General features: G+C 40.2%; 16 protein-coding genes and 4 tRNA genes. 8 read left to right on the top strand and 12 right to left on the bottom strand.

Annotated features, from left to right (window positions below; genetic code table 11):
• Positions 1-159: 159 nt before the first annotated feature.
• The 5 genes from BM156_RS06270 to BM156_RS06250 all read right to left on the bottom strand — a co-directional run bounded on the left by BM156_RS06270 (position 160) and on the right by BM156_RS06250 (position 10197).
• Complete coding sequence (locus BM156_RS06270) at positions 160-2676, bottom strand: S9 family peptidase (RefSeq protein ID WP_093918983.1); 2517 nt, start codon at positions 2674-2676, stop codon at positions 160-162.
• 285 nt (positions 2677-2961) lie between these two features.
• Positions 2962-4719: a RagB/SusD family nutrient uptake outer membrane protein gene (locus BM156_RS06265; protein WP_093918982.1), complete on the bottom strand. Its 1758-nt coding sequence runs from the start codon at positions 4717-4719 to the stop codon at positions 2962-2964.
• A 14-nt stretch (positions 4720-4733) separates the two neighbouring features.
• On the bottom strand, positions 4734-8174 hold the full coding sequence (locus tag BM156_RS06260; RefSeq protein WP_212733436.1) for a TonB-dependent receptor: 3441 nt from the start codon (positions 8172-8174) through the stop codon (positions 4734-4736).
• A gap of 166 nt (positions 8175-8340) precedes the next feature.
• A complete protein-coding gene (locus tag BM156_RS06255; protein WP_093918981.1) occupies positions 8341-9441 on the bottom strand; it encodes a FecR family protein in 1101 nt (366 codons plus the stop codon).
• 117 nt (positions 9442-9558) lie between these two features.
• Positions 9559-10197: an RNA polymerase sigma factor gene (locus BM156_RS06250; RefSeq protein ID WP_093918980.1), complete on the bottom strand. Its 639-nt coding sequence runs from the start codon at positions 10195-10197 to the stop codon at positions 9559-9561.
• Positions 10198-10617: 420 nt separating this feature from the next.
• On the opposite strand from BM156_RS06250, the gene BM156_RS06245 reads away from it, so the two are divergent.
• The 6 genes from BM156_RS06245 to BM156_RS06215 all read left to right on the top strand — a co-directional run bounded on the left by BM156_RS06245 (position 10618) and on the right by BM156_RS06215 (position 15902).
• Positions 10618-11841 (top strand): tyrosine-type recombinase/integrase, encoded by a 1224-nt coding sequence (locus BM156_RS06245; RefSeq protein ID WP_170846878.1) that lies wholly within the window; start codon positions 10618-10620, stop codon positions 11839-11841.
• A gap of 147 nt (positions 11842-11988) precedes the next feature.
• Positions 11989-12303, top strand: coding sequence for a helix-turn-helix domain-containing protein (locus tag BM156_RS06240; protein WP_093918978.1), 315 nt, complete (start codon positions 11989-11991; stop codon positions 12301-12303).
• A 340-nt stretch (positions 12304-12643) separates the two neighbouring features.
• The gene (locus BM156_RS06230; protein WP_139218223.1) at positions 12644-13480 is read left to right on the top strand and encodes a rolling circle replication-associated protein; all 837 of its coding nucleotides are present in this window, start codon (positions 12644-12646) and stop codon (positions 13478-13480) included.
• Positions 13470-13862, top strand: a complete 393-nt coding sequence (locus BM156_RS06225) for a hypothetical protein (RefSeq protein ID WP_093918975.1) — start codon at positions 13470-13472, stop codon at positions 13860-13862. Before BM156_RS06230 ends, BM156_RS06225 begins: the two co-directional genes overlap by 11 nt.
• Before the next feature lie 84 nt (positions 13863-13946).
• Positions 13947-14792, top strand: coding sequence for an adenine-specific DNA-methyltransferase (gene yhdJ / locus BM156_RS06220; protein ID WP_093918974.1), 846 nt, complete (start codon positions 13947-13949; stop codon positions 14790-14792).
• A 3-nt stretch (positions 14793-14795) separates the two neighbouring features.
• Positions 14796-15902, top strand: coding sequence for a restriction endonuclease (locus BM156_RS06215; RefSeq protein WP_093918973.1), 1107 nt, complete (start codon positions 14796-14798; stop codon positions 15900-15902).
• 95 nt (positions 15903-15997) lie between these two features.
• On the opposite strand, the gene BM156_RS06210 is transcribed toward BM156_RS06215, so the two are convergent.
• Positions 15998-16070, bottom strand: a tRNA-Phe gene (locus BM156_RS06210).
• Positions 16071-16240: 170 nt separating this feature from the next.
• Between BM156_RS06210 and BM156_RS06205 the strand changes: the two genes are divergently transcribed.
• Together BM156_RS06205 and BM156_RS06200 are read left to right on the top strand one after the other, a co-directional pair.
• Positions 16241-17461: a M16 family metallopeptidase gene (locus BM156_RS06205; protein ID WP_093918972.1), complete on the top strand. Its 1221-nt coding sequence runs from the start codon at positions 16241-16243 to the stop codon at positions 17459-17461.
• Complete coding sequence (locus BM156_RS06200) at positions 17461-18099, top strand: O-methyltransferase (protein WP_093918971.1); 639 nt, start codon at positions 17461-17463, stop codon at positions 18097-18099. Before BM156_RS06205 ends, BM156_RS06200 begins: the two co-directional genes overlap by 1 nt.
• Before the next feature lie 74 nt (positions 18100-18173).
• Here the strand turns inward: BM156_RS06200 and BM156_RS06195 are convergent, their stop codons facing one another.
• The 6 genes from BM156_RS06195 to mutS form a co-directional block, all read right to left on the bottom strand.
• The gene (locus BM156_RS06195; RefSeq protein WP_093918970.1) at positions 18174-19604 is read right to left on the bottom strand and encodes a monomeric [FeFe] hydrogenase; all 1431 of its coding nucleotides are present in this window, start codon (positions 19602-19604) and stop codon (positions 18174-18176) included.
• Positions 19605-20263: 659 nt separating this feature from the next.
• A complete protein-coding gene (locus tag BM156_RS20920) occupies positions 20264-20515 on the bottom strand; it encodes a GIY-YIG nuclease family protein (protein ID WP_093918969.1) in 252 nt (83 codons plus the stop codon).
• A gap of 100 nt (positions 20516-20615) precedes the next feature.
• Positions 20616-20688: transfer RNA gene (locus tag BM156_RS06185), tRNA-Gly, on the bottom strand.
• A gap of 15 nt (positions 20689-20703) precedes the next feature.
• Positions 20704-20789, bottom strand: a tRNA-Leu gene (locus BM156_RS06180).
• A 17-nt stretch (positions 20790-20806) separates the two neighbouring features.
• Positions 20807-20879 (bottom strand) — tRNA-Gly (locus tag BM156_RS06175).
• A 124-nt stretch (positions 20880-21003) separates the two neighbouring features.
• Positions 21004-23622 carry a DNA mismatch repair protein MutS gene (gene mutS / locus BM156_RS06170; protein WP_212733434.1) on the bottom strand — a complete coding sequence of 873 codons (2619 nt, stop codon included), beginning with the start codon at positions 23620-23622 and terminating at the stop codon, positions 21004-21006.
• Positions 23623-23625 lie beyond the last annotated feature (3 nt).

The following is a 23625-nucleotide window of genomic DNA, read 5'->3' as shown; positions in this document are numbered from 1 at the left end:
AGTTACAGAGTTCAGAAGTCCCTCCACTGGCTCGTTCAAAAACACGCTGATTGAGGTGCTCCCCGGCCTTTCGACCTTCCTGCATCGCCTACCTAAACAAAAACAGGCAGGCCCTGTTTGCACCGGACCTGCCTGTTTCGAAATCAACTGAGCTAAGGATTACAATTCCCGGTCAGGATAAAGATCATTCCATTGTTGTGCCTGGTCTTTCAGTTTCAGGTCGAACCACGACATGATGGTGTTGTGCCATTCCAAGCGCTTTTTGTAGTCCAAAATCCAGTGGTCCTCGCCAGCCACTAAAACCATCTCCACATCTTTGCCCAACAGTTTGAGCGCAGCGTAGTATTGCAAGCTTTCGCCTACCGGCACGTTCGTATCCGAGGTTCCGTGCAACAGCAAAATGGAATTATTAAACTGGTCAGCATTGTATAGCGGGCTGTTTTCAACGAAAATATCTTTTCGACTCCAAGGGTAGCTGTTTTTCGCCGCTCCAGCATTGTAGGAATAGCCCCAGTATCCTTCTCCCCAATAACTGGAGATAGAACTAATTCCGGCATGGGAGATCGCTGTTTTAAACAGCTTGGTGCGTGTTTGCAACAACATGGTTGTAAATCCGCCATACGAAGCACCAATACATCCGACATTAGCCGCATCAACTTCATCATGCGCTTCAAGAAACTTTTCCGTTCCCTCAATGATATCGTCAATGGCATCCTCGCCCCAACCATTCACGTGAAGCGCTGAAAAGTCCTGTCCAAAACCGGTTGCTCCACTAGGCTGCATCACATATACTACATAACCATTGGCCGCCCAAATATTTTTGGGGTAACGCCCATCGAATGAACGATCAGTTGGTGACGTTCCGCCGTAGAAATTCACAATAAGCGGATATTGTTTTCCTTCTTCATAGTTCGGTGGGTAGTACACCCGACCGTAAATGGTTGTTCCCTTGCTGTTTGTAAAATTCCAATCGGTTGTTTTTCCAAAAGCGATTGTTTCAAACTGTTCTTTGGCCGGTGCTGACAATAACTGTCCCTTGCCTTTGGGCAGTTGCAAGGTATAGACTTGCTGAGGTGATGAAATACTGCTTCCGGTATAAACAGCCACCGAGCCATCAGCTGAATAATCAATTGATCTAAGCACATCCACGTCCAGCTTTATCTCGCGGAAATTCTTTTTATTGGGGTTTAACTCATACAGTTTCTTGTAATCACGCTCGGTCACCGATACAAAAACCTGGTCATCGGATGCCCAAAAAGCGTCAGCAATAGCCGGATCAAAGTCATAGGTCAGGCTGGTCGCTTTTTTGTTATCCAAATTGAATAAGTAGAGCTGACTATCGTAGCTATTCGGAATTTTATCACCTTCAACATTCACGCCCAGCTCATCAAAGCATTCAGGTCCGCCCTGCACCAAAAGCATTTTGCCATTTGGAGAATACTGGCACGATCCTCCATACAATTTGTCTTTCCACAAGGTATCCAAAGCCATTGTTTCCAAATTTAGCTCGTACAGGTTTTGCTTCGAGAAGGGAACTTCACGGTAATCTCTTCGGCTGGTAGAAAATAGAATCCGGCTTCCATCCGGATGAATATCATGCAAACTAGCACTCCAAACACCTGCTGTTAAAGGCATCCGACTTCCTGTTTCAACATCAAGCTGATACAAATAATAGCGCGTTCTGAAATAAGGCAGGCGGTCGTCGTTTCCATAAATCCGTTTCAAGTCGCCCGGCTTCTCTGCATCTTTCTTTCGTGAATAAATGATGAAGTTCTCTTGTTCAGCCCACGAATAACCGGCTAAATCTTCAATGGCCGTCGCAATGGTTTGCTCGGTTCCCAGCGTTGGATCATAAACAAACAAATCTGATTTGCCATCGAAACTAGCAGTATAACTGAGACGATCGGTTGTTGGCAACCATTTTACCTGCCCGAGTTTCGGTTCACGAAACACCTGAACTGTGCGCTGCTGCTCCAAATCAACCAATTCGTACCACTGCTTGCTTTTTCCATTGCCGGCAATCACTTCGCTATACTTCAGCAAGGCGTACTTTCCAGATGCTGAAATTTGAGCTGACTTGACTGACTTGCCATCAAGCACATCATGAATGGTCAAAAAGCGAGTTGGCTCCAAACTCCATTCCGTTACGCTTGCTTCAAAATCGTCATCGGCTTTAAACTGGGCAGCCAACTTTAAAGGCTCTTCCGAGCTAATCAACTTTAGATGAACTGCATGTTTTCCTATTTGCAGGCTCACGGCCACCTCCTGTGTTGATAGCTTCGCTTCTTTCTGCGTTTTTACCAACTCGTTATCAACATACAACTCGTAAGCCGCATTTGAACTTAAAACTAGTTTCCCTTTCGTCCAGCGATCAACAGTTAGAAAACCTTTCATCAAAAGCAGCTGATCGGCTTTTGTTTCCTCAAGCACCAAGCTATCAATGCCAATTGCTGTTGTTGTCCACTCATAGTCATTTGCCGCAAAGTCAATCACTTCCTGAGCGAGCAAATCTGCCAGCTCAAAGGTGTTGCCATCCACATCGGGTTGTGAGGCGAACAAAGGCATATGCACCTGTTTGGCTGTTGCCAGTTTCCACTGTTGAATTTCCAAGGGAGTCTGCCCCAACACAGTGAGGGCTACAAATAAAAAGGTAAAAAATGTGCTTAGTCGTTTCATTTATCTTATCGTTATAGGATTGTAAACTTATTCGATCCGTTTTAATTGATCCGGTCTTGCAAAAACAGGCTATCCTTTTAGTCCTCATTCTGGCTAAAACATTACAAGCTAAGTTTTCAAAAATAGGGATCAGGATTGAAAGCAGCCATGACTTAAGCGAGGAAACGAAAGAAAGCATGCAATTCAGGAAAACCAATCAGCCTTTTCGTATAAAAAGCGAGGCCATCTCCTAAGAGATAGCCTCGTCAAACTTTAACTTTATTGGATTATTAGACTCAGATTGGTCTAAAGCGTTGGATCAAATGTTCCGCCCCAATCAACGTTTTGTTCCAAGCTGCTATTTCGATCTAACACATCTTGGTGGATTGGAAAAAAGTAATAAGTTTCTGGTAACGAATTAACCTGAACACCCGATCGAGGAACCCGCAACGTACTGTATTTAAAATTTGCTTCAGTTAGTTCATTTGCATTTGCTTTATCGCGTGCTTCGGAAAGCGGCATTTCATCGCCATTTTCATTAATCGCAATCGCTTCAACACCATGTTTGGTGGTTCCATCCAAACGATCAAGCATTCTTAAACGACGCAAATCCCAAAAACGATGTCCTTCAAAACAAAGTTCAATATTACGTTCGGCCAAAATGGCTTCGCGCATTTCTTCCCGGGTTGTAGCTGCTACTCCATAGTTTCCATCATCCCCTGCTTCAACTCCTGCACGGTAACGAATTTGTTTTAAAATATCTAAGGCATCTTCCAAGTGACCCGTTTCATTTGCTGCTTCAGCGTAATTCAACATGACTTCAGCAAAACGCATCAAGATAAAGTCGACGTCGTATTGCTGGACTTCTGACTGAGTCAGGCTTAGCAAACTATTTTTAAGGATAAAAAATCCGGTATAACGATCTAAATTCGTCGAGTTGGTTGCCGCATTTGGATTAACGCCAAAGTCATCCAACTCGTGGGCAATCCCCAAGGAAGTGTATTGACGTCTGCCTGCCTTGCCTGACACCTCATAAATCTTCCCATTCCAAACAATTGACTTCTCAAAACGTGGGTCACGATTTTCCCAGTAAGATTGTAAAAACTCCTCATCCGTTTTATAGTAATCCCCGGTTGGATCATTGTACATTTTGCCGTCCTTCATCGGAAATTCTTTAACGAACTCCCAAGTTGGACAAGCCCAAGCCGGACCTCGACTTTCAGAACCGGGACGCACACCATAATCCCAACTTGCCGTTTTATCTGGATAAGAATTGATAACTGCAAATACAACTTCGGGGCCACGTTCAACCAAGGCAATATCTGAATAATCTTCAGTTAAGGCATATCCTTGGTTTTTCAGGCTTTCATAAGCTTGCTTATTTACAGTGTAAGCATCTGCCCACTGTTGATTATCCCACGGATTGGACGGATTGAACTGAGGAGAAGCTTTGTAAAGGAGTACCTTCGCTTTGAATGCTAAAGCAAAGTTTCCATCAATTTTTCCATAGTCGGCAGAGCTACTCTCAATATGTTCTGGCAAAAAACTGATTGCATCATCAATGTCTTTAATGATAAAATCAAAACACTCTGCGGTGCTATTTCTTGCAACATAAAGATCATCATTGTATCTATCCTGAGGTACTTTGATGTAGGGAACACCACCATGATAAATAACCATGTTGAAATAGGTATAAGCGCGCATAAACAGCGCTTGTCCTGTGATGCTTTCTTTCACCTCCTGTGGTAATTCACCATCATTTACATCAACAATAGCTTGATTGATTAATCGTATCCGGTCGTATGCCCAATTTTTATAAGAACTATTTGTGATGGTAATCCGATTTTCATAAAACTCAATACCTGCTAGCTGCTGACTGGTTCGATCAGCTCCCGTACTCCAGTTTCCAAACATGGGGTAAAGGTTTGCGATGTAGGCATTAGCCAGATTTTCATCATTCCAAACAAGCTCTGGACTGTAATTGCTTATATCTTCAATGTCAAGAACATCTGAACATCGGGTAAACGCAGTTAAAAGAATTATTGCGTATATAATCTTTTTCATACTGAATTAATTTTTTAAAATTTAATATCAAGTCCAAAAGTGAACGATTTCATCAAAGGATACGAGTCATACTCTTTCTGCTCAGGATCATGAAACTCTTTGATTTTAGAGATCGCAAACAAGTTTGTACCATTGAAGAAAAGCTGGGCGCTTGCGACATTGATTGCTGACAACCACTTAGCTGGAAGATTGTACCCCACATTCAGGTTCTTTAGCCTCATGTAGGCTCCATTTCTGATCCAGAACGAACTAGCTCCTGTTCCTGACTCATACCAGTTCTTTCCAACAGGACGTGGGTATTCTCCATCTGGATTATCCGGCGTCCAAACATCTTTGGTCCAAATTGGATAGTAAGGACGAACAGTTCCTCCCCACTGACGAATTCCTGCGCCTTCCTTATTGCTAATCATCCGGTCATAAACACCAACGCCTTGGAAGTGGGCATCAATTGAAAAGTTCTTCCAGCTAGCGCTAACCCCAAAACCATAGTTAATTCTTGGGGCCGCATTTTCGGACAACAATTGTTGATCATTGGAGTCAATTTTCCCATCAGGCCCTTCCGAATAGCCATCACCACGAATATCTTCAAACAAAAGTCCTCCGAGATATGGATCGCGCCCAAATTGTTTAAATCCACTAGCCAGTAACTCATCCAACTGTTCTTGAGTTCGAACAATTCCTAAGCTGTTATAGCCAAAAATACGATCTAATGGATTTCCTATTTTAGAGGCCCACTCGCGACTTCCACCAGGTAGAAAAGCTTCTCCTTCATCAATCACGTCCCATTGATCTTTAGCATAGCCAATATTTCCATAGACCGAATAATTTACTTGGTTCTTGATCGCTCTATCTCGCCAGGTAATTGTCAATTCGCCACCTTTCCATGAACGTTCAGCATAGTTTTCCGGAGCTAAACTCTGTCCATAGTTATCAGGAAGTGTCACCAGTCGTGAACCCAAAATATCAGTCTCCTTTTTGGAGAACACATCAAGCGTTCCGGACAATTTACTGGTTAGCATAGTAAAATCAATTCCAGCATTGTAGGTTGTTGACGTTGCCCATGTTAAGCTCGGGTTTGGAGTGGCACCAGGTTTAATACTTCGATAAAGCTCATCACCAAAAATATAATTCCCTGCATTTTGATATACATTGGTGTATGAAAACGCTCGAATCTTCTCATTATTTACATCCAAGTCATTCCCTGTAGTTCCGTAAGAAACTCTTAACTTCAGATCATCTAACCAACTATCTGTCACATCCATAAAGCCTTCCTCTGAGATACGCCATGCTGCTGATATTGAAGGAAAGAATCCCCAACGTTTGCTTTTGGGGAATAAGGTATTTCCATCATACCTGAATGAAAATTCAGCGATGTAACGCTCATTAAAGTTATAATTCAAACGTCCAATTAACGATTGCCGAGCTCCTATTTCTTCCCAACCTCTACCATAGCGACGTTCGGAATCTGTTGAGTATACAAAGTCCTGGTCGTAAGTTGTTACAGGGTCTTCTGCTTTAACGTAGGCTCCGTAAAGGCCTCTTTCACTCTGTTCCCATACTGCCATGGCATCAACACTATGCTTTCCAAAAGACTTTTTATAGTTTAAAAACCAGTTAAACTGGTAGCTCCAGCTAGTATTTAACTCATAGCTCAAATAGGGTTGATTCTGACTAAATGTAAATGTATTTACCTTATTTGGATCAGGAGCGGCAGGTACAAATCGATTGCCATCGGGATCAGCTTGGTTAAACACGTAGTTTTTCTGGAATGTGAGGTATCTCTTCCTCATATAGTCAGCACCAATGTAGTTTCCAACGACTTTCGTTGAAAGCCCAGAGATGTATTTATCCAACTTAATATCCAGAGATAAAATCGTATTCAGCTCACGTTTCCTCGTTTTAATGTAGCGATCACCGACAATTTGATCAATAACACTCCAAGCCAGCCAGCTTCCCATGGGGGTTTGCACTGGAAAGTCAGTAACATAATTAGCGGGAGTTCCGTCTTCAAGAGTATAAAAAGGATACACTTTAGGCCAGTTAAATGTAACCCGGTACAAGTCAGAAACATCATAATCATCATCGGGAGAAAATGGCCAATAGAAACGGTCGTGGTTTTGTTGATTAGCTGATATATTCAAATTGATTTGAATGGCATCAGAAATTTTGGCCGAAACATTTGACCGTAAGTTGAACTTTTGATGCTCTAAAGAAGTATAGGAACCTTCTTCTCCGCGATAACTTGCAATGGAGTAATACGTAATTTTATCACTACCTCCAGCCACGCTTAACGAGTGCTTCTGACTCCATGGATTTTGCCAAATAAAATCGTTTACGTTATAACTGCGGTTTTCAAAATAGGCAAATTCTTCGGGACCATTCGGAGGAGTTGTCCCATTAAACGCAGCTACCCGGTTTTGATAAATCAACTCATCCGTTGCAGTTGTTTGATCGGATAGTAGTGTTTGTGTAGGCGATGAAGTTGTATAAGAGGATTGAAAGTTGAATGTTGGTTTCTGCTTTTTCCCCTTTTTGGTTGTAACCAAAATAACACCATTTCCTGCTCGCGAACCATAGATTGAAGCTGTGGCAGCATCCTTCAAAAAGCTTAACTGCTCAACCTCTCCTGCTTCTAAAGCATCAAAGGCTTCTTTCTCACGAACAATTCCATCAATTACGAAAAGAGGTTCGCCAAATCCTCCGCGAATCCGGATTTTAGAGGTTGCTCCTGCTAAACCTGATGTTCCTGTAATATTAACCCCAGGTGCACGTCCAGCAAGCGAATTGGAAAGGTTTGGAGTTGAAATGTTGCTCAATTCTTCCATTTTTACAGCTGTAATAGCTCCTGTCAAGTTGACCTTTTTCTGAACGCCATAACCAACAGCAACAACTTCTTCAAGTCCAATGGTTTCTTCTTCCAAAACAACGTCGATTTGGCTTTTTTGATTTACGGGCACCTCTTGTGCCTTCATTCCAACAAATGAAAATACCAAAGTTCCATCGGCTGGAACATCACTCAAGGAATATGCACCGTCGAAATCAGTTACTGTTCCTTGCGAGGTTCCTTTAACAACAACCGCTACTCCCGGAAGAAATTCACCATTTAGAGAAGTAACTTTCCCAGATACAGATATATTCTGTGTTTGATCTTCATAACCGGGACTCAACGCAATTTGATTGTCAATAATCCGGTAGTTTACGCCTGTGCCGTCAAAGATGGATTCCAACACTTCTTCAACATTAGCTTTTATAAAGCGAACATCCACCTTACGCTTTACATCAATCATGTCTTTATTATACAAAAACACAAAACGACTCTGCTCTTCGATGCTTAGCAGAACATTCTCAATGGTTTCATTCTTAAGCTCAACCGTTAAACTAGTGGTCTGTGAATATCCTTTTTCTGCAAATACCTGAATAACACAAATCAAGGTTAAAAAAATGGTTAATCTCATAATTCTAAGGATCTTATGCATACCGGATCCGAATGCCGGCAGTAGCATGTTCTTTTTTTTCATAAATTTGTACTGATTAGTAATTTATACAAGCTAATTAAACACTAAGAATCAGATGCGAAGGTGTTCGCAGCACTTTCGCATCCTTGTTTTTTTCATAGGCATTCTATTTTTTCGGTGATACCATTTTATTATTATTTTTCCAGAGAACGACTTCTGCTTTAGAAAAGCTTCCATCATCCAACATCTGAGCCTTCTTATATTCATAATTCAATGGAGCTGTGAATGTTAATAGTTCCAGAATTTGCTGCAAAGGTTCTCCACTTATCGTTGCATTGTATTTAGTTTGACTTAGTTCCTCTCCCCCCCGAAGTTCAATCGATACATTATATCGCCGTTCCAAGGTTCGTAAGACAGAGCCCAAAGAAGCATTTCGAAAAATATATCTTCCTTCACGCCAACAGGTATAGGGGTAAATGTCGTCTTTCTGCTTATGCAACTGTTCACTGCGTCGATTAAAGGTCACCACCTCTCCCGGAATCAACTCCAGTTGTTGTCCATTGCCATTCAAGGAGATTTTTCCTTCGGCTAAAGCAACGGTAACAAGCTCTTCGTTTTCATAAGCATGAACGTTGAATTCGGTTCCATGAACCTGAATAGTCGGTCCCAGGTTCTTCACAAAAAACGGCTCATTTCCTTTGGCAACCTGAAAATAAATCTCTCCCGACATTTCTACCTCCCGCTTTTCCCGCGAAAAAACGGCCGGATAATTCAAAGTAGAGCCTGAATTTAGCCAAGCCTTAGAGCCATCCGGTAATTCAGCAACCAACTGACCTCCCAACGGAGCTTCAACCTGAACTTGGTGTTCATGATGATAGTTGGCTACACGCTCAAATTCGATTTTTAATTGAAACTGGCTGTAGAAAAACCAAAGAGCAGCGATCGTTAAGGGAAAAATTAAAATGGCTGCAACTCGTTTGTACCAATCCAAAATATTCGGAGCTGTTAGCTTTCGAGTTTTCGCATACATCCGTTGCTCAGCCTGTTTCCACTGCCTTTCAACTTCGGCAGGAGAAGAATTCTTCTCTGAAAAACGGAACATCCGCACGGTCTCACAGGCTTCTTCAAATACGGGTAAGTATTCCGGATGACTATTCCTCCATTGTTCCCAATAATAGTCATCCGCGTCATTCTTCCCAGCTGCCCAAGCCACAAAGCGTTGATCTGAAATTAGTTTTTCGTATATTTTTTGTTCGTCTTGCTTCATTCTCTTTCACATTCTATTCAGAAGATGGCTAAATCGAAGCTTTATACTCACCTATTTTTACTTTTTTTTCAAAAAAAGTTCACAAAAAGAAAAAACGAAACAAAAAGAAAAACATGTTTAATAGATAAAAGAAGAAGAATGCCCAAATAAACTTAATAGAATTAATTCAATATTTCCAGACTGTTGAATGTCGCTTCCTCCCACTTCTTTTCGAATTTTCTCCAGAGTTCTGAACAGTAAATTCCGGACAGACTGAATATTCATATCCATGATTTCTGCAATATTGGGAAAATCAAAATTGTGATAAAAGCGCAGGTAAATAACCTCACGCTGGCGGGCTGTGAGTTGCGCTAAACAGGATGCAACCTTCTGAGCAAGCTCTGCTTCCTGTTCCTTTTCAACCATAAAATCCTCAACCGAAATCTCAAACCACCCGGCATCCATCTTCTCAATGAGCTCTTTCTTGGGTTTCTCTGCTTTCAAACTTTGCAACAGGTCATGCTTTAAACTAATCAGCAAGTACACTTTCACATTGTCTACCGGCCGAAGCTGACTGCGTTTTTCCCAAAGGCGTACAAATAAATTCTGAATGTGGTCTTTCACCAAATCGTCTGGTGGGATAAACTTCCTACCATAGGCTAGCAGTTCCGAAAAATATAATCGGAAAAGACTTCCTAAAGCATCCCGGTCTCCCTCAAGAAACCTCAACCAACTCTTCGAGCTATCAATCTCTATTTTTTTTAGATGATGCATCATTCGCCAACAAGCAATAAGATATCAGAGAGAAAAAAATCATCCTCGAACAAAGTCCAATTCTCAGAATTGGACAAACAAATGATTTTCGATCGAAAAACATTCAATCGCAAAACAAAAGTAGAGAAAATAAAAAAAAGTTGAGTCCCCATTGTTTTTTGAGGCGAAGAAAAAGCAGGATACAGTTCGTGGTAAAACAAAAAAGGGAAAGATTTTCATCTTCCCCTTTTCGGTGGTGCCACCTGCACCCACAATTTTGAACTCCATTTATCCAAAACACGGCAGAACAAACAGCAAAACAGAGTAATAACAATATCTGCAGAATAAAATAGAAAAACTAAAATTAAATAAAGTAAAAAATAACTGTCCCCCAAAATGTCCCCCATGACCATTTTTTATTTTATATTTGAAATAAAAAATACAATGCCTAAACTTAATTTCTTCTTAAAAGAACCCAAGTCAAAAGAAAAAACACTTGTTTATCTCTTTTTCAGCTACAACAACAAGCGACTAAAATATTCAACTGGAGAGAAAATCCTTGTGAAGTTTTGGAACTCGAAAGATCAAAGAGCAAAAGAAACAAAGAAATTTCCAGAGTACCCCGAATTCAATCAAAGATTAACAAACATTGTAACCACTACAAACAATGCTTATCGAAAGATTTTGAATGACGGAAAAGAACCAAGCAATAAACTACTAAAAGATGAACTAGATGCAAAACTCAGATTTATAAATAAAGAAGAAAAGCCAACCTTGCTCTCTTTCATTGATCGCTTTATCGAAGAAAACAAGCCACTAAAAAGCGATGGAACAATCAAAACATACAACCAAACAAAAAGATTCCTCAACCAATACTCGGACGAAAAGAAGCAGATTGATTTTCAGGATATAAACCTCGAATTCTATAATTCCTTTCTCGCCTTTATGATTAATAAAGGCTATTCTCAAAACTCAATTGGGAAATACATCCAAGTACTTAAAACTTTTTTAAATGCAGCAACAGACAGAGGTATAAATAAGAATTTTGAATATCGAAACAGCAAGTTCAAGCGCATAAGCGAACAATCAGAAAGCATTTACTTAACCACCGATGAACTTGACAATATCTACAATCTCAACCTTGAAAGAGACAAACAACTAGATAAAGTCAGAGATTTGTTTATTATTGGCTGCTACTCCGGCTTAAGGTTCTCAGATTTTTCTCAACTAAAACCAGAAAACTTTATAGATGAAAACAAGATTAGGATAAGAACAGAAAAAACTGACGAAATTGTTATCATTCCACAACACAGGTACGTGAGATCAATTTTTAAGAAATACAAAAATCAGGTTCCTCCAGCTTTAAGCAATCAAAAAATGAATGTCTACATCAAACACATAGGTAAGATTGCAAAAATTACAAAGCCAATAGAAACTTCGATTACAAAAGGAGGCAAGGTTGTTAGAGAAACGAAACCAAAATATCAGCTCATTACCACTCACACCGCAAGGAGAAGTTTTGCTACAAATCTATATCTAGCCGACGTTCCAACAATCACGATTATGAAAATCACGGGACACAAGACTGAGCAAAGTTTCTTAAAATACATTAAGATCAGCCAAGAAGAAAACGCAAACAAATTACTCAACCACCCATTCTTCAAATAGTCTACACACCTACAAAAAGCGGAAAAAAGGCAAAAACGGTAGAAAACGGTAAAAAACAGTAAAAAGCGACCAAAACGGTAATAAACGCCCGACCTTATTTCAAGAACACGAATCTTTGCTCCTATTAATTCTTAAACAAAGAAAAATATGGAGCAAATTTTTTTACAGGGCATCAATGTCCGCGACTTTAAACAACTACTAGAAGACACAGTAGAACAAAAGTTCAAAATACTAGTTCAATGTGATGAAGTTCTTAATAACTCAGTTCAACGTAAAAGCAGAACCTACCTCAGTCGTATTGAAACGGCTAAAATTCTGAAAGTATCCCTTCCAACGCTCAATGAATGGACAAAGCAGGGGATCATTTCAGCTTATCGAATAGGAAATAGAATTCTCTACAAACCTGATGAAATAGAAGAATCTCTAAAACAAGTCTGTAATCTCAAATACAAAAGGGGGTAATTATGAAGCAAAAAAATGATTACTCAGTGGTTGTGTTTCTCTCTACAGGAGAAGTCAAAAAATGGACTTATGTACATAAGCTATCTGGCTTCGTTCAATTCCTTGATAATAAACATTCTGAATGGATATATATGAACGTCTATAACCGGAGAAACCGAAAGTATTTAAAGCGCTTCTACAAGGGAAATTCTGCACCCGACTTCCTCTAACTTTTTCAATATTTAACCTTTAATATAACCTTCAAACCTTTATTGGATTTATTAACCCCCGAATATTTCAAACAATCAAAGCAATGTCATACAGTCTAAATTATACAGGTCTTGTCTACTACAAAACTCCGGTGAAATCAAAATTTGGAGGTTCGTCAAAATTCAAAGTAATCGAGGGCGAATTGGTAGATGAAGCAAAAAAGCAAAGTGAAAAGCAAATTGAAAAGCGAACGAACAAGCAAGCTGAAAATAGTAAAAACAGAAGTACGAAAACAACAACTAAAAATGAAAACAAAAAATCTTACAAGCTCAATAAGTCTAAAATTAAGAAGAAGTGCCATGCTTTTGCAAGACTTGGGAAAAGTAGAAACTTTCTGGCCTTCTATTCTATTTCTTTTCCTGTCGGGTTAACTGATGAGGTAGCCTACAAGATCTTCAATACTTGGTTAACCCGATCTAGAAGAAACTGCGGCTTAAAATCATATTTATGGGTGGCAGAGCGACAAAAGAATAAAACAATACACTTCCACCTCTTGACAAACGATTTCATGCCTATAAAGACCGTAAATGGGTTTATGGCTGCCGCACTACTCACAGAGAAGAAGAAGGGAAACAAAGTCTTAAAAGAGGTCGAAACGGACAAATATAATGGAGTAGATGTGAAGAAAGTTGGCGGTAATCGAAGAGGACTTATTAGCTACCTCGCCAAATACATCAGCAAAAACGAGGTTCAATTCTATAGATTACCCTGGCATTGCTCACGTGATGTATCACGTCTTTTTACCTCTTACTTAATGGATGATAATGAAGAAGACAAATTCTTTGACATGTTGCCCAGAGAGTTAGATAAATACACCGAAATTCTTGAACATGATTATTTCAGAGCAACGGGTTTTAAGTTCAATCCAGATAGTGAAGTTTTTGAAGAGATAGACGATTTAAACGAAATGATTTATAATGAACAATAAAAAAAAACAAAAGATGATTAAAACATTTAAATTAGATGATGAGCAGTTTTACAACATGCTCACACAAGAAGAATTAAAGCAGTTTGAGCCGATCAAATTGGTGGCAAAAGAAAAATATGTTTTGCCACTTGTTGAAATAACAGGCGGTGGTTCTGCGAACAGTTGGTATAATAGTCACATCGGAAAAACCTACGAAATCTACAAATACATTATCGACACAGATAAAAGATATGTAAATTTCCTTGTTAAATCTCGCAGTGATGGAACAAAATCAGGATACAAACCAATGTTTTCCGATCAAAAACCAATAAAAGGACTTGATATAGTTCATTGGTGTTCATGCAGGGTTACGATTGGCTTTTTAAAAAGACCTCAAGATTAAATCAATAAAAGGGACGATAGGCGTCCTTTTTTTATTTTAGTACTTTTGCCCATGAAAATAGTAATAGTAAATTAAACGTACATAATGGCAAAATACACGGAATCAGACCACACCATATATCATGGGGACTCTATTGAAATTTTAACCAATGAAATACCCAATGAATCAATCGATTTGATATTCATTGACCCTCCTTACAACATAGGAAAAAATTTCAATGGCTTAAAAGATAAATGGAAGACAGATGGAGATTATATAGATTGGTGTTATAAATGGATAGACCTATGTTTGGCAAAATTAAAACCAAGCGGCAGTTTATATATCATGACGTCAACGCAATTTATGCCTTACTATGATATATACCTCAGGGACAAAATCACTATACTGTCGAGGATAATATGGTCATACGATAGCTCAGGTGTGCAGGCGAAGAACTTTTACGGCTCTATGTATGAACCTATTTTGTACTGCGTAAAAGACAAAGCCAACTATACATTCAACTCTGAAGATATACAAGTTGAAGCAAAAACAGGATCAAAAAGAAAGCTTATTGATTACAGAAAAAATCCACCTCAACCATATAAGACCACAAAGACACCAGGGAATGTTTGGGAATTCGCAAGAGTTAGATATAGAATGGAAGAATATGAAAAACATCCAACCCAAAAACCCATCGCACTGCTTGAAAGAATAATTAAAGCCAGCACAAATAAGAATGATGTTGTGCTAGATCCATTTTCTGGTACATTTACGACTTCGTTTATGGCAAAGAAGTTGGGAAGAAAATCGATTGGCATAGAAATCAATGAGGATTATGTGAAAATCGGATTGAGAAGAGTTCTTGAACTAGACAGCATAAACGGCGAGAAGTTAGCACGAGAAGCTAAATCATATGAAATAAAAAATAAACAAACTAACACATTATTCTAAAACATGAACCATTCATTTTCCAAGGTAATTTTAAATGTCATTGCTTCTAATTTCCCTAAACTATCAGGTGAAATATACAAAAACAGCGAATTGCTTAATTACCTAAACATTAAGACAAAATCAGCCAATAGAGGGTCAAAATCAAGAGGAAGTTTCGCAAATTTATATGCTATATATGTGTTGGTTGAGGACTATATCCGAAATGGATATGACAAAAACGATGGATATAAAGAGTATTCAGGAGCTAAATTTTCTGACCTTTTCAATCGACAACGAGAACTTCCATTTGGAGCTAAACTCCAAAATCATGCTCTAAATCATCGAATGAATGAAGAATTTAGAAAGTATTATCCCACATGTGAATACATACCCATAATCAGGGATACTACTAATAGATACTGGTTTAATGAAAATTTGCTTAAAATTAAAATCAACGGAAAAGCATACAATATCGCAAAATCTATAATTGAGATTATCGATGCATACATTGAAGCCAAGAGAGATTCATTTGACAAATTCATCAATACATGCGAAAAGCTAAAAGAGATTGAAGACGATAGTGACAAACAATCGTCTGATTTTGTATTAGGTTTACTTGAGCCAAATGTCGATGCGAGAATCTTTGAGATTGTCAGTTTTGCAATTTTGAAATACAATTACTCTGACGAAAAAGTCTTTTTTGGATTTGACCCCACAGAGTTAGTTGAAGAAAGTTTGAAGCTGTACAAAACAGGAAGGACGAATGCTAATGACGGAGGAATAGACTTCGTAATGAAACCACTGGGCCGATTTTATCAAGTCACGGAAACAACAGATGTCAAAAAATATTTTTTAGACATAGATAAACTTGAAAAATTTCCAATAACATTTGTTGTAAAGTCAGAAGACAATTCAGATATACTAATAGAAAAAATTAAACGAAATGCTGAAGCGCAATATCCTGTAAGAACCATAGTAGACAAATATATATCTTGTATTGAGGAGATTATAAATATTCCAGAACTAAAAAATAGATTCGCGAATGCTCTGGAGAAAGGAATGTTAACCGACATATTATCAGAAATTATTCTTCAAAGCAAAGTTGAGTTCAATTATGAAGAAAAAGATTGATTAAAATCAATCTCAATGTGTCCCCTTGGTTATCCCCTCGGAAACAACAAAGCCCTGCAAGTATCAGATTTGCAGGGCTTTTGTGTCTTTTTCGGTGGTGCCACCTGGAATCGAACCAGGGACACACGGATTTTCAGTCCGTTGCTCTACCAACTGAGCTATGGCACCGTTGTGTTTTGCGCTGGCAAATATAAGGCAAAATATTTAACTACAAAACATTTTTTTGCCCTTCAATAAGAAAAAATTTAGTCCTTTTTCAGAACCTTTTCTTTTTCATGGATTTATCAATTGAAAAATCCGGGAACGTTTTCTACTTTTGCACTCCAATTTAGTTTAGCGTGAAAATAAATACCCATATTTTGAAGAATGGCATCCGGCTTATTCACCAACAGGTGGAATCTCCGGCGGCCCATTTTGGCATTATTGTCAATACAGGTTCTCGTGATGAGCTCCCCAAAGAGCAAGGCATCGCTCATTTTATAGAGCATGTCATTTTTAAAGGAACCAAAAAACGAAAAGCCTACCACATCATCAGCCGCATCGAAGATGTTGGCGGAGAGATTAATGCATATACCTCGAAAGAAGAAACAGCAGTTTATGCTTCTTTCCTGAACAAGTATTACGACCGAAGCATGGAGCTGATTAGCGACATTCTGACCAATAGTACCTTTCCTGACCGAGAGCTGGATCGAGAAAAAGAGGTCGTACTGGAAGAGATAAACTCTTATAAAGACAGCCCTTCGGAGTTAATATTTGACGACTTTGATGAGTTGTTGTTTGATGGACATCCGATCGCCCGAAATATTTTAGGAACCCCGGAGCTTGTAAAATCATTTACTCGCGAAGACATTTTCCGTTTTTTGCAAAACAACTATCACACCGATCAAATGGTATTGAGCTCAGTTGGCAATATTTCGTTCGAGAAGTTCTTAAACTTAGCAGAAAAGTACTTTGGAGATATTCCTGCTCATCTCAGAACTCGCAAACGTCTCTTGTTTGACCATTATACGCCGGGAATAAGGCGTGTCAAGCGTGACACCTTCCAAACCCACTGCGTGATCGGGAACATCGCTTATAACTCAAAAGACAAAAAGCGAATGGGAATGGTTTTGCTTAATAATATTCTTGGAGGTCAATCCATGAATTCGCGACTCAACCTGGCATTGCGAGAACGCCATGGCATGGCCTACAACGTAGAATCAAACTACACCTCCTACTCTGACACGGGACAATTCAATGTTTATTTTGGAACAGAGCATGAAAACCTGGAACGAGCGCTGAAGCTTATTACCAAAGAATTCCGCTTGCTCAAAAATAAAGAGCTAGGAACCTTGCAACTCAGTAAAGCCAAGCGACAACTTATCGGGCAAATTGCCTTATCGAGTGAAAATCGTGATGACTTGATGCTTACGCTTGGGAAAAGTTTCTTGCTCTACAACAAGGTGGACAGCCTTCCCAAAATCTATCAAAAAATTGAGGCAATCACCGGAAAAGAACTGCAGGAGATCGCCAACGAAATTTTCAACGAGAGTCGCTTAAGTACTTTAATCTACGAATAATGGACACAGCCATTGAACTGGAAAAATACATATTAGCTCACATCGATGAGCAAGACCCTGTTTTGCAAGAATTGGAGCGTGAAACTTTTCTTCATGTTCTTCGCCCCAGAATGCTTTCAGGTCACCTTCAAGGTACTATTCTAACCACGTTTAGTCAGATGCTACAGCCCCAACGCATTCTTGAAGTTGGAACTTACACGGGGTATTCGGCAATCTGTTTGGCTAAAGGATTAGCTGATGATGGCCAGTTGCACACCATTGAGCTAAATGACGAGCTGGAAAGCATTGCGCAAAAATATTTTCAGAAAGCCGGTTTGTCCGAAAAAATCATCCAGCATTTAGGAGATGCTAAAACCATCATTCCTCAACTACAAGGACCTTTTGATCTGGTCTTTTTAGATGGTGACAAACGAGACTATATTGCCTATTTCGATTTGGTGGTTGATCAAATTCGTCCGGGAGGAATTATTCTTGCCGATAACATTTTGTGGAGTGGTAAAGTGGTTGAGAAATTGGATGAGAAAGATGAGCAAACCAAAGGCATATTGGCTTTCAACCAAAAAATAAAAGACGATCCACGGGTCAGTCAAACAATCATCCCATTTCGGGATGGGTTGATGTTAATTCGCAAAAAATAGAAAGGACAGCCTGCTAGTACAGGCTGCCCTTTTATATCTCCTTTTCCCATCAATTTAATACTGCAAAACCCAGCTTAAGACAGTGACTTCATTGATAGAATAAAATTCTTCTTCGCTTTCGCTGATTTCACATTCGCTCCGGGGCCACTGATACAGCCTCCCTCACAAGCCATCACTTCATAAAACTGGGCCGTATTTTTTCCTTTTTCCAGCAATTTTATCTGCTTGATTGCTTTCTTATCAATCCCATCAATCTGCTCATAGGAGAAATCCGCCACTTTCTTCTCGGCCAATACAGCCTTCAAAACACCTCCACTTTGAGCGAATCCACGCGACTCCATCGTATAGCTTTCCAAAGCCTGTGCTTCCATGCTCTCTGGCTTAATTTCCATCCCTGTCATCAACGCATCCAGTTCCTCAAAACTCAACACATAATCAACAGATCCTAAATCACGGGCTTCTTTCCGCTTTGCAACACAAGGTCCAATAAATACCAGTTTCGCATTGGGGTGTTTTTCACGCAACTCTTCAGCGGTGTAGGCCATCGGTGAAGGCGTGTGCGACACATGAGGTAACAAGCCGGGGGCATGTTTCCGAACAGCTTCAACATAGGAAGGACAACAGGATGTGGTCATGAAAGACACATTTTGCTCCAGCTTTTCACGCAGCTCTTCAGCTTCATGACTTGCCGTTTTTTCAGCTCCTCGTGCCACCTCAACAACATCACTAAATCCGACAGCTTTGATAGCCGCTAATACTTTTCCGGGAGACTCCTGATACTGCGCCAAAATAGCCGGGGCAACCATTGCAATCACCTGTTGCTTCTGCTCAATTACTTTCAACACATCAATAATGGCCGACAACTCAAAAATGGCTCCAAAAGGGCAGGCCGTAATGCATTTACCACAATAGATACATTTATCGGCATCAATCTCCTCAACTCCTTTTTCATTTTTGCTGATTGCTCCAACCGGACAAGCCTCTTCACAGGGAATCGGAATGTAAATAATAGCATGGTAAGGACAAGCTTTCTGACACAAGCCACAATTAACGCACTCTTCTACTTTAATTTCAGTCTGACCAGTAGGCGTAAAGCGAATTGCATTTTTAGGGCAGTTCATAACACAAGGGCTAGCCACACAGCCACGACACAGGTTAGTAACGACATAATTAGCCTGAACACACCCCGTGCAAGCTTCATCCACAACAGTCAAAATCCGATCTGCTTGTTCTTCCCGTTGTAAAGCCTTATCTGCATAATTTTGGAGTGGGTATAAATCGATGTCTCCTTCCGGAACTTCAAAGCCCAGCAAGGGGAGCATTTTATAACGGGTAATGGCCCGTTCTTTATAGATACAGCAACGCCCACGAGGCTTCCTGCTTTTAGGATACAGCTCAACCGGCAGGCCATTGATTTTGGAACTTAGTTCACCTTCGTTAAACAACTTCACCAGCCTGACTATCAATTCATGCCGAATGATCATCACATTGTTTATATACGCCATGTCCTTCTCTTTTTTGCAGGTCGCAAATGTACGTTTTTTTCATACTGAACGATATGACTTATCAAAATTGCATGGCCTTTTTCAAGTATTTGTTCAGATTCTAAATAAGAAGCCTAATGGCTTAATATTGGGATAACTTTGCTAAGATTCGGGTAACAATCCTCGCTATTTTCCGATGGCAAAAACAGACAACAGACAATCAAACCAAGTATACTTCATTTCGGTTACGGCAAAATATTAGAGATATGCTGTGCTTTTCTCTCTGTGTGACACTCTTTGGTTTCTTTTTTTAACCACAGAGAACACAGCGTTTTCAGGCTATTTCTTTTATTCTCAACAAATCATTAGATTTTCAGACTATCAGACATTTGTAATGTCTTAAATTAAAGTGATTTAGCAAGACATATGACAAGATAAATACAAAAACACTCGTAATCAGCATCTTATAAGATGCTAGGCAAACTACTACGTAATAAACCACGTTCATAAACCAGATAAGTATCAATGAACAATCAAGTTATAAAAAATCGACAAAAAGCCAGATACGAAAAAAGCACCCCATGAAATCATGAAGTGCTTTTTACTGGTGAGCGAGAAACGGGACTCCCCGTCTGACCGGAACATCCGGGCAGGGAACCCGCAACCGGACACTGCAGCTCTTAATTACCCATCAATGTTTTTAATTTCCGCTTACCTGCAGCTGACTTATAATACTTTTCCCTCTTTCTTGCTTCCTTTAAATCACCAACCTCTTCTTTATATAAAAGGATCCACGGGATATGCCCCTTGGTAAACTTTGACTTCCCTCGATTATGCTGCACCAAACGCTCCTCTGGATTAGCAGATAACCCAACATACCAAATCCCGGTCTTTTGACTTTCTAATAGATATACGTAATAAACCACGTCCATAAATCAGATAAACATCAATGGACTATCAAGTTATAAAAAATCGACAAATGGCCATATACAAAAAAAGCACCTCATGAAATCATGAAGTGCTTTACTTGTGAGCGAGAAACGGGACTCGAACCCGCGACCCCGACCTTGGCAAGGTCGTGCTCTACCAACTGAGCTATTCTCGCGTCGGTACTAAAAAGTACCCGGAGCGGGACTTGAACCCGCACGACCGTGAATGGTCATTGGATTTTAAGTCCAACGTGTCTACCAATTCCACCATCCGGGCATCCTTAAAAAAAGATGAGCGAGAAACGGGACTCGAACCCGCGACCCCGACCTTGGCAAGGTCGTGCTCTACCAACTGAGCTATTCTCGCTTTTATTTTAAAGAACGTGCTGCTTTCAGCTCCCGAAAACAGCGATGCAAATATATTGCTAATTTTTCTTTCTCCAAAAATAATAATTAAAAAATCAGAGAAAATAAACCACCACCAGAGTCGCCTACTTCAATCCTGAAAGTTTTTTAATTCCATTCAACTTATTAAGTGCTTCAATTGGAGTTAGATTATCAATATCCAGATGTTTAATCTCATCTCTGATCTGCTTTAAAACGGGATCATCCAATTGAAAAAAACTCATCTGAAATCCCTCGCGGTGCTCAGCCATGCCATCCAAAGGCTTAGCCAAGCCATCTTTTCGGTTGGCTTCTTCCAACTGAGCCAGAATTTCATCGGCACGCTTGACTACTGAAGGTGGCATTCCAGCCATTTTTGCCACATGAATACCGAAGCTGTGATTACTTCCTCCACGTACCAACTTACGAAGGAAAATTACTTTATTGCCCACCTCCTTCACGGTAACGTTAAAGTTCTTCACCCTTCCGAATGATTTTTCCATTTCATTCAGTTCATGGTAATGGGTTGCAAATAGTGTTTTGGCCTTTGCTTTTGGCTGTTCGTGAATATATTCAACAATCGACCACGCAATTGAGATGCCGTCATAAGTCGAAGTTCCCCGACCCAATTCATCCAACAAGATCAAACTACGATCCGACAGGTTATTCAAGATACTGGCAGCCTCATTCATTTCAACCATGAAAGTAGATTCACCCAGCGAAATATTATCCGATGCGCCTACGCGTGTAAAAATCTTGTCAACATACCCGATGCCCGCTTTTCTTGCAGGAACAAACGACCCCATTTGCGCCATCAACACAATCAAGGCAGTTTGGCGGAGTAAGGCCGACTTACCTGCCATATTTGGACCAGTGATAATGATAATTTGCTGATCATCCTGATTTAAAAGAACATCATTGCTGATGTACTCTTCTCCAATAGGTAACTGTTGCTCAATAACCGGATGCCTTCCATCTTTGATCTCAATCTTTGTTGAAGCATTGATCTCCGGCTTATTATAGCCAAACTCCAATGCCGAAGTCGCAAATGACAACAAGCAGTCGAGACGAGCAATAACAACCGCATTCAACTGAATAGACTGAATGTATTCAGATAAAGCCACCACCAACTCATTAAACAGTCGGGCTTCCAAAGCAAGAATTTTCTCTTCTGCTCCAAGGATCTTGCTTTCGTACTCTTTCAGTTCCTCGGTGATGTATCGCTCAGCACTGACCAAAGTCTGCTTCCGCACCCAATCTTCGGGAACTTTATCTTTATGCGTATTTCGGACTTCAATGTAATAGCCAAATACATTGTTGAAAGCAATCTTCAGCGACGGAATTCCCGTCCGCTTAGATTCGCGCTCCTGCATTTGAGCCAGATAGTCTTTCCCTGAATAAGCAATTTTGCGCAACTCATCCAATTCTTCTGAAACCCCTTGCTGAATAACATTTCCACGATTGATCAACACAGGAGGATCGTTTGTAATTTCCCGTTCCATTCGTTCGCGAATGGAATTACAAGGATTAAGCTGCTCACCCATCCGGTTAATCACCTCCTGAGCGACACCAGTTGTGTAGTTCTTGATTGGTTCAATGGCACGCAGCGCATGTCTCAGCTGCACCACTTCCCGCGGGTTAATGCGTCCAACTGCGACTTTCGAAATAATCCGCTCCAGATCACCAATCTGGCGAATCTGTTCAGACAGCTCCTCTTTCTCCGTTTGCTTTTTCGTGAAGTATTCAACAACCGACAAACGATCATTAATCGCAGCAATTTCTTTCAGCGGAAGCGCAATCCATCGTTTCAGCATGCGCGATCCCATCGGAGAAATTGTTTTGTCCAACACCTGGCTTAGCGTTTTGGCTCCTTCATTTATTGCTCCGAACAACTCCAGGTTGCGAATAGTAAAACGATCCAGCCAAACATATTTATCTTCTTCAATTCGCGAAAGCGAAGTAATATGCTGAATGTGGTGATGTTGGGTTAAGTCGAGGTAATGTAAAATTGCCCCGGCGGCCAACACGCCATATTTTAATTCCTGAACCCCAAATCCTTTCAACGACTTGGTTTCGAAATGCCGTAACAAGCGATCCACGGCAGCATCTTCGGTATATACCCAGTCCTCCATGGTGTAGGTGTAAAACTTACCACCAAACAAAGCAATAAAGTCATTGCCTTTCCCTCGCTGAAACAACACCTCCTTTGGTTTGAATGAGTTCAGCAGCTTATCGATGTACTCAAAGCTTCCTTCGGCAGTTAAAAACTCACCAGTAGAGATGTCCAGGAAAGCGACTCCTGCCATTTTCTTGTCAAAATGAACCGAAGCCAGGAAGTTATTTTCCCGGTGTTCAAGGATATTATCATTAATTGAAACCCCAGGAGTCACCAGCTCGGTAATCCCACGTTTCACAATTTTCTTCGTCATTTTCGGGTCTTCCAGCTGCTCACAAATAGCAACACGCTGCCCTGCCCGAACCAGCTTGGGGAGATAAGTATCTAAAGCATGATGCGGAAATCCGGCCAACTCCACAAAGCTTGCGGCTCCGTTAGCCCGCTTGGTCAAAGTTATTCCCAGGATCTCAGCTGCTTTTATTGCATCTTCACCAAAAGTCTCGTAAAAGTCGCCGACACGAAACAACAGCACAGCGTCCGGATGCTGATCTTTGATCGCATAATACTGCTTCATCAAAGGTGTTTCGACATATTTTTTTGATTTTGCCAAATC

The organism is Sunxiuqinia elliptica (assembly GCF_900113005.1).
GTDB classification, from domain to species: Bacteria; Bacteroidota; Bacteroidia; order Bacteroidales; family Prolixibacteraceae; genus Sunxiuqinia; species Sunxiuqinia elliptica.
Note: the sequence above shows the minus strand (reverse complement) of the source record. Positions and strands in the feature narration are given on the sequence as shown.

Bases quoted from the DNA above. Each gene is read 5' to 3' on its own strand.
- BM156_RS06255 (WP_093918981.1), bottom strand. From the start codon at position 9,441: ATGAAGCAAGACGAACAAAAAATATACGAAAAACTAATTTCAGATCAA.
- BM156_RS06260 (WP_212733436.1), bottom strand. From the start codon at position 8,174: ATGAGATTAACCATTTTTTTAACCTTGATTTGTGTTATTCAGGTATTT.
- BM156_RS20920 (WP_093918969.1), bottom strand. From the start codon at position 20,515: ATGGACGTGGTTTATTACGTATATCTATTAGAAAGTCAAAAGACCGGG.
- BM156_RS06215 (WP_093918973.1), top strand. From the start codon at position 14,796: ATGAACCATTCATTTTCCAAGGTAATTTTAAATGTCATTGCTTCTAAT.
- BM156_RS06225 (WP_093918975.1), top strand. From the start codon at position 13,470: ATGAACAATAAAAAAAAACAAAAGATGATTAAAACATTTAAATTAGAT.
- BM156_RS06265 (WP_093918982.1), bottom strand. From the start codon at position 4,719: ATGAAAAAGATTATATACGCAATAATTCTTTTAACTGCGTTTACCCGA.
- BM156_RS06250 (WP_093918980.1), bottom strand. From the start codon at position 10,197: ATGATGCATCATCTAAAAAAAATAGAGATTGATAGCTCGAAGAGTTGG.
- BM156_RS06195 (WP_093918970.1), bottom strand. From the start codon at position 19,604: ATGGCGTATATAAACAATGTGATGATCATTCGGCATGAATTGATAGTC.
- BM156_RS06270 (WP_093918983.1), bottom strand. From the start codon at position 2,676: ATGAAACGACTAAGCACATTTTTTACCTTTTTATTTGTAGCCCTCACT.
- BM156_RS06240 (WP_093918978.1), top strand. From the start codon at position 11,989: ATGGAGCAAATTTTTTTACAGGGCATCAATGTCCGCGACTTTAAACAA.
- yhdJ (WP_093918974.1), top strand. From the start codon at position 13,947: ATGGCAAAATACACGGAATCAGACCACACCATATATCATGGGGACTCT.
- BM156_RS06245 (WP_170846878.1), top strand. From the start codon at position 10,618: ATGCCTAAACTTAATTTCTTCTTAAAAGAACCCAAGTCAAAAGAAAAA.
- BM156_RS06200 (WP_093918971.1), top strand. From the start codon at position 17,461: ATGGACACAGCCATTGAACTGGAAAAATACATATTAGCTCACATCGAT.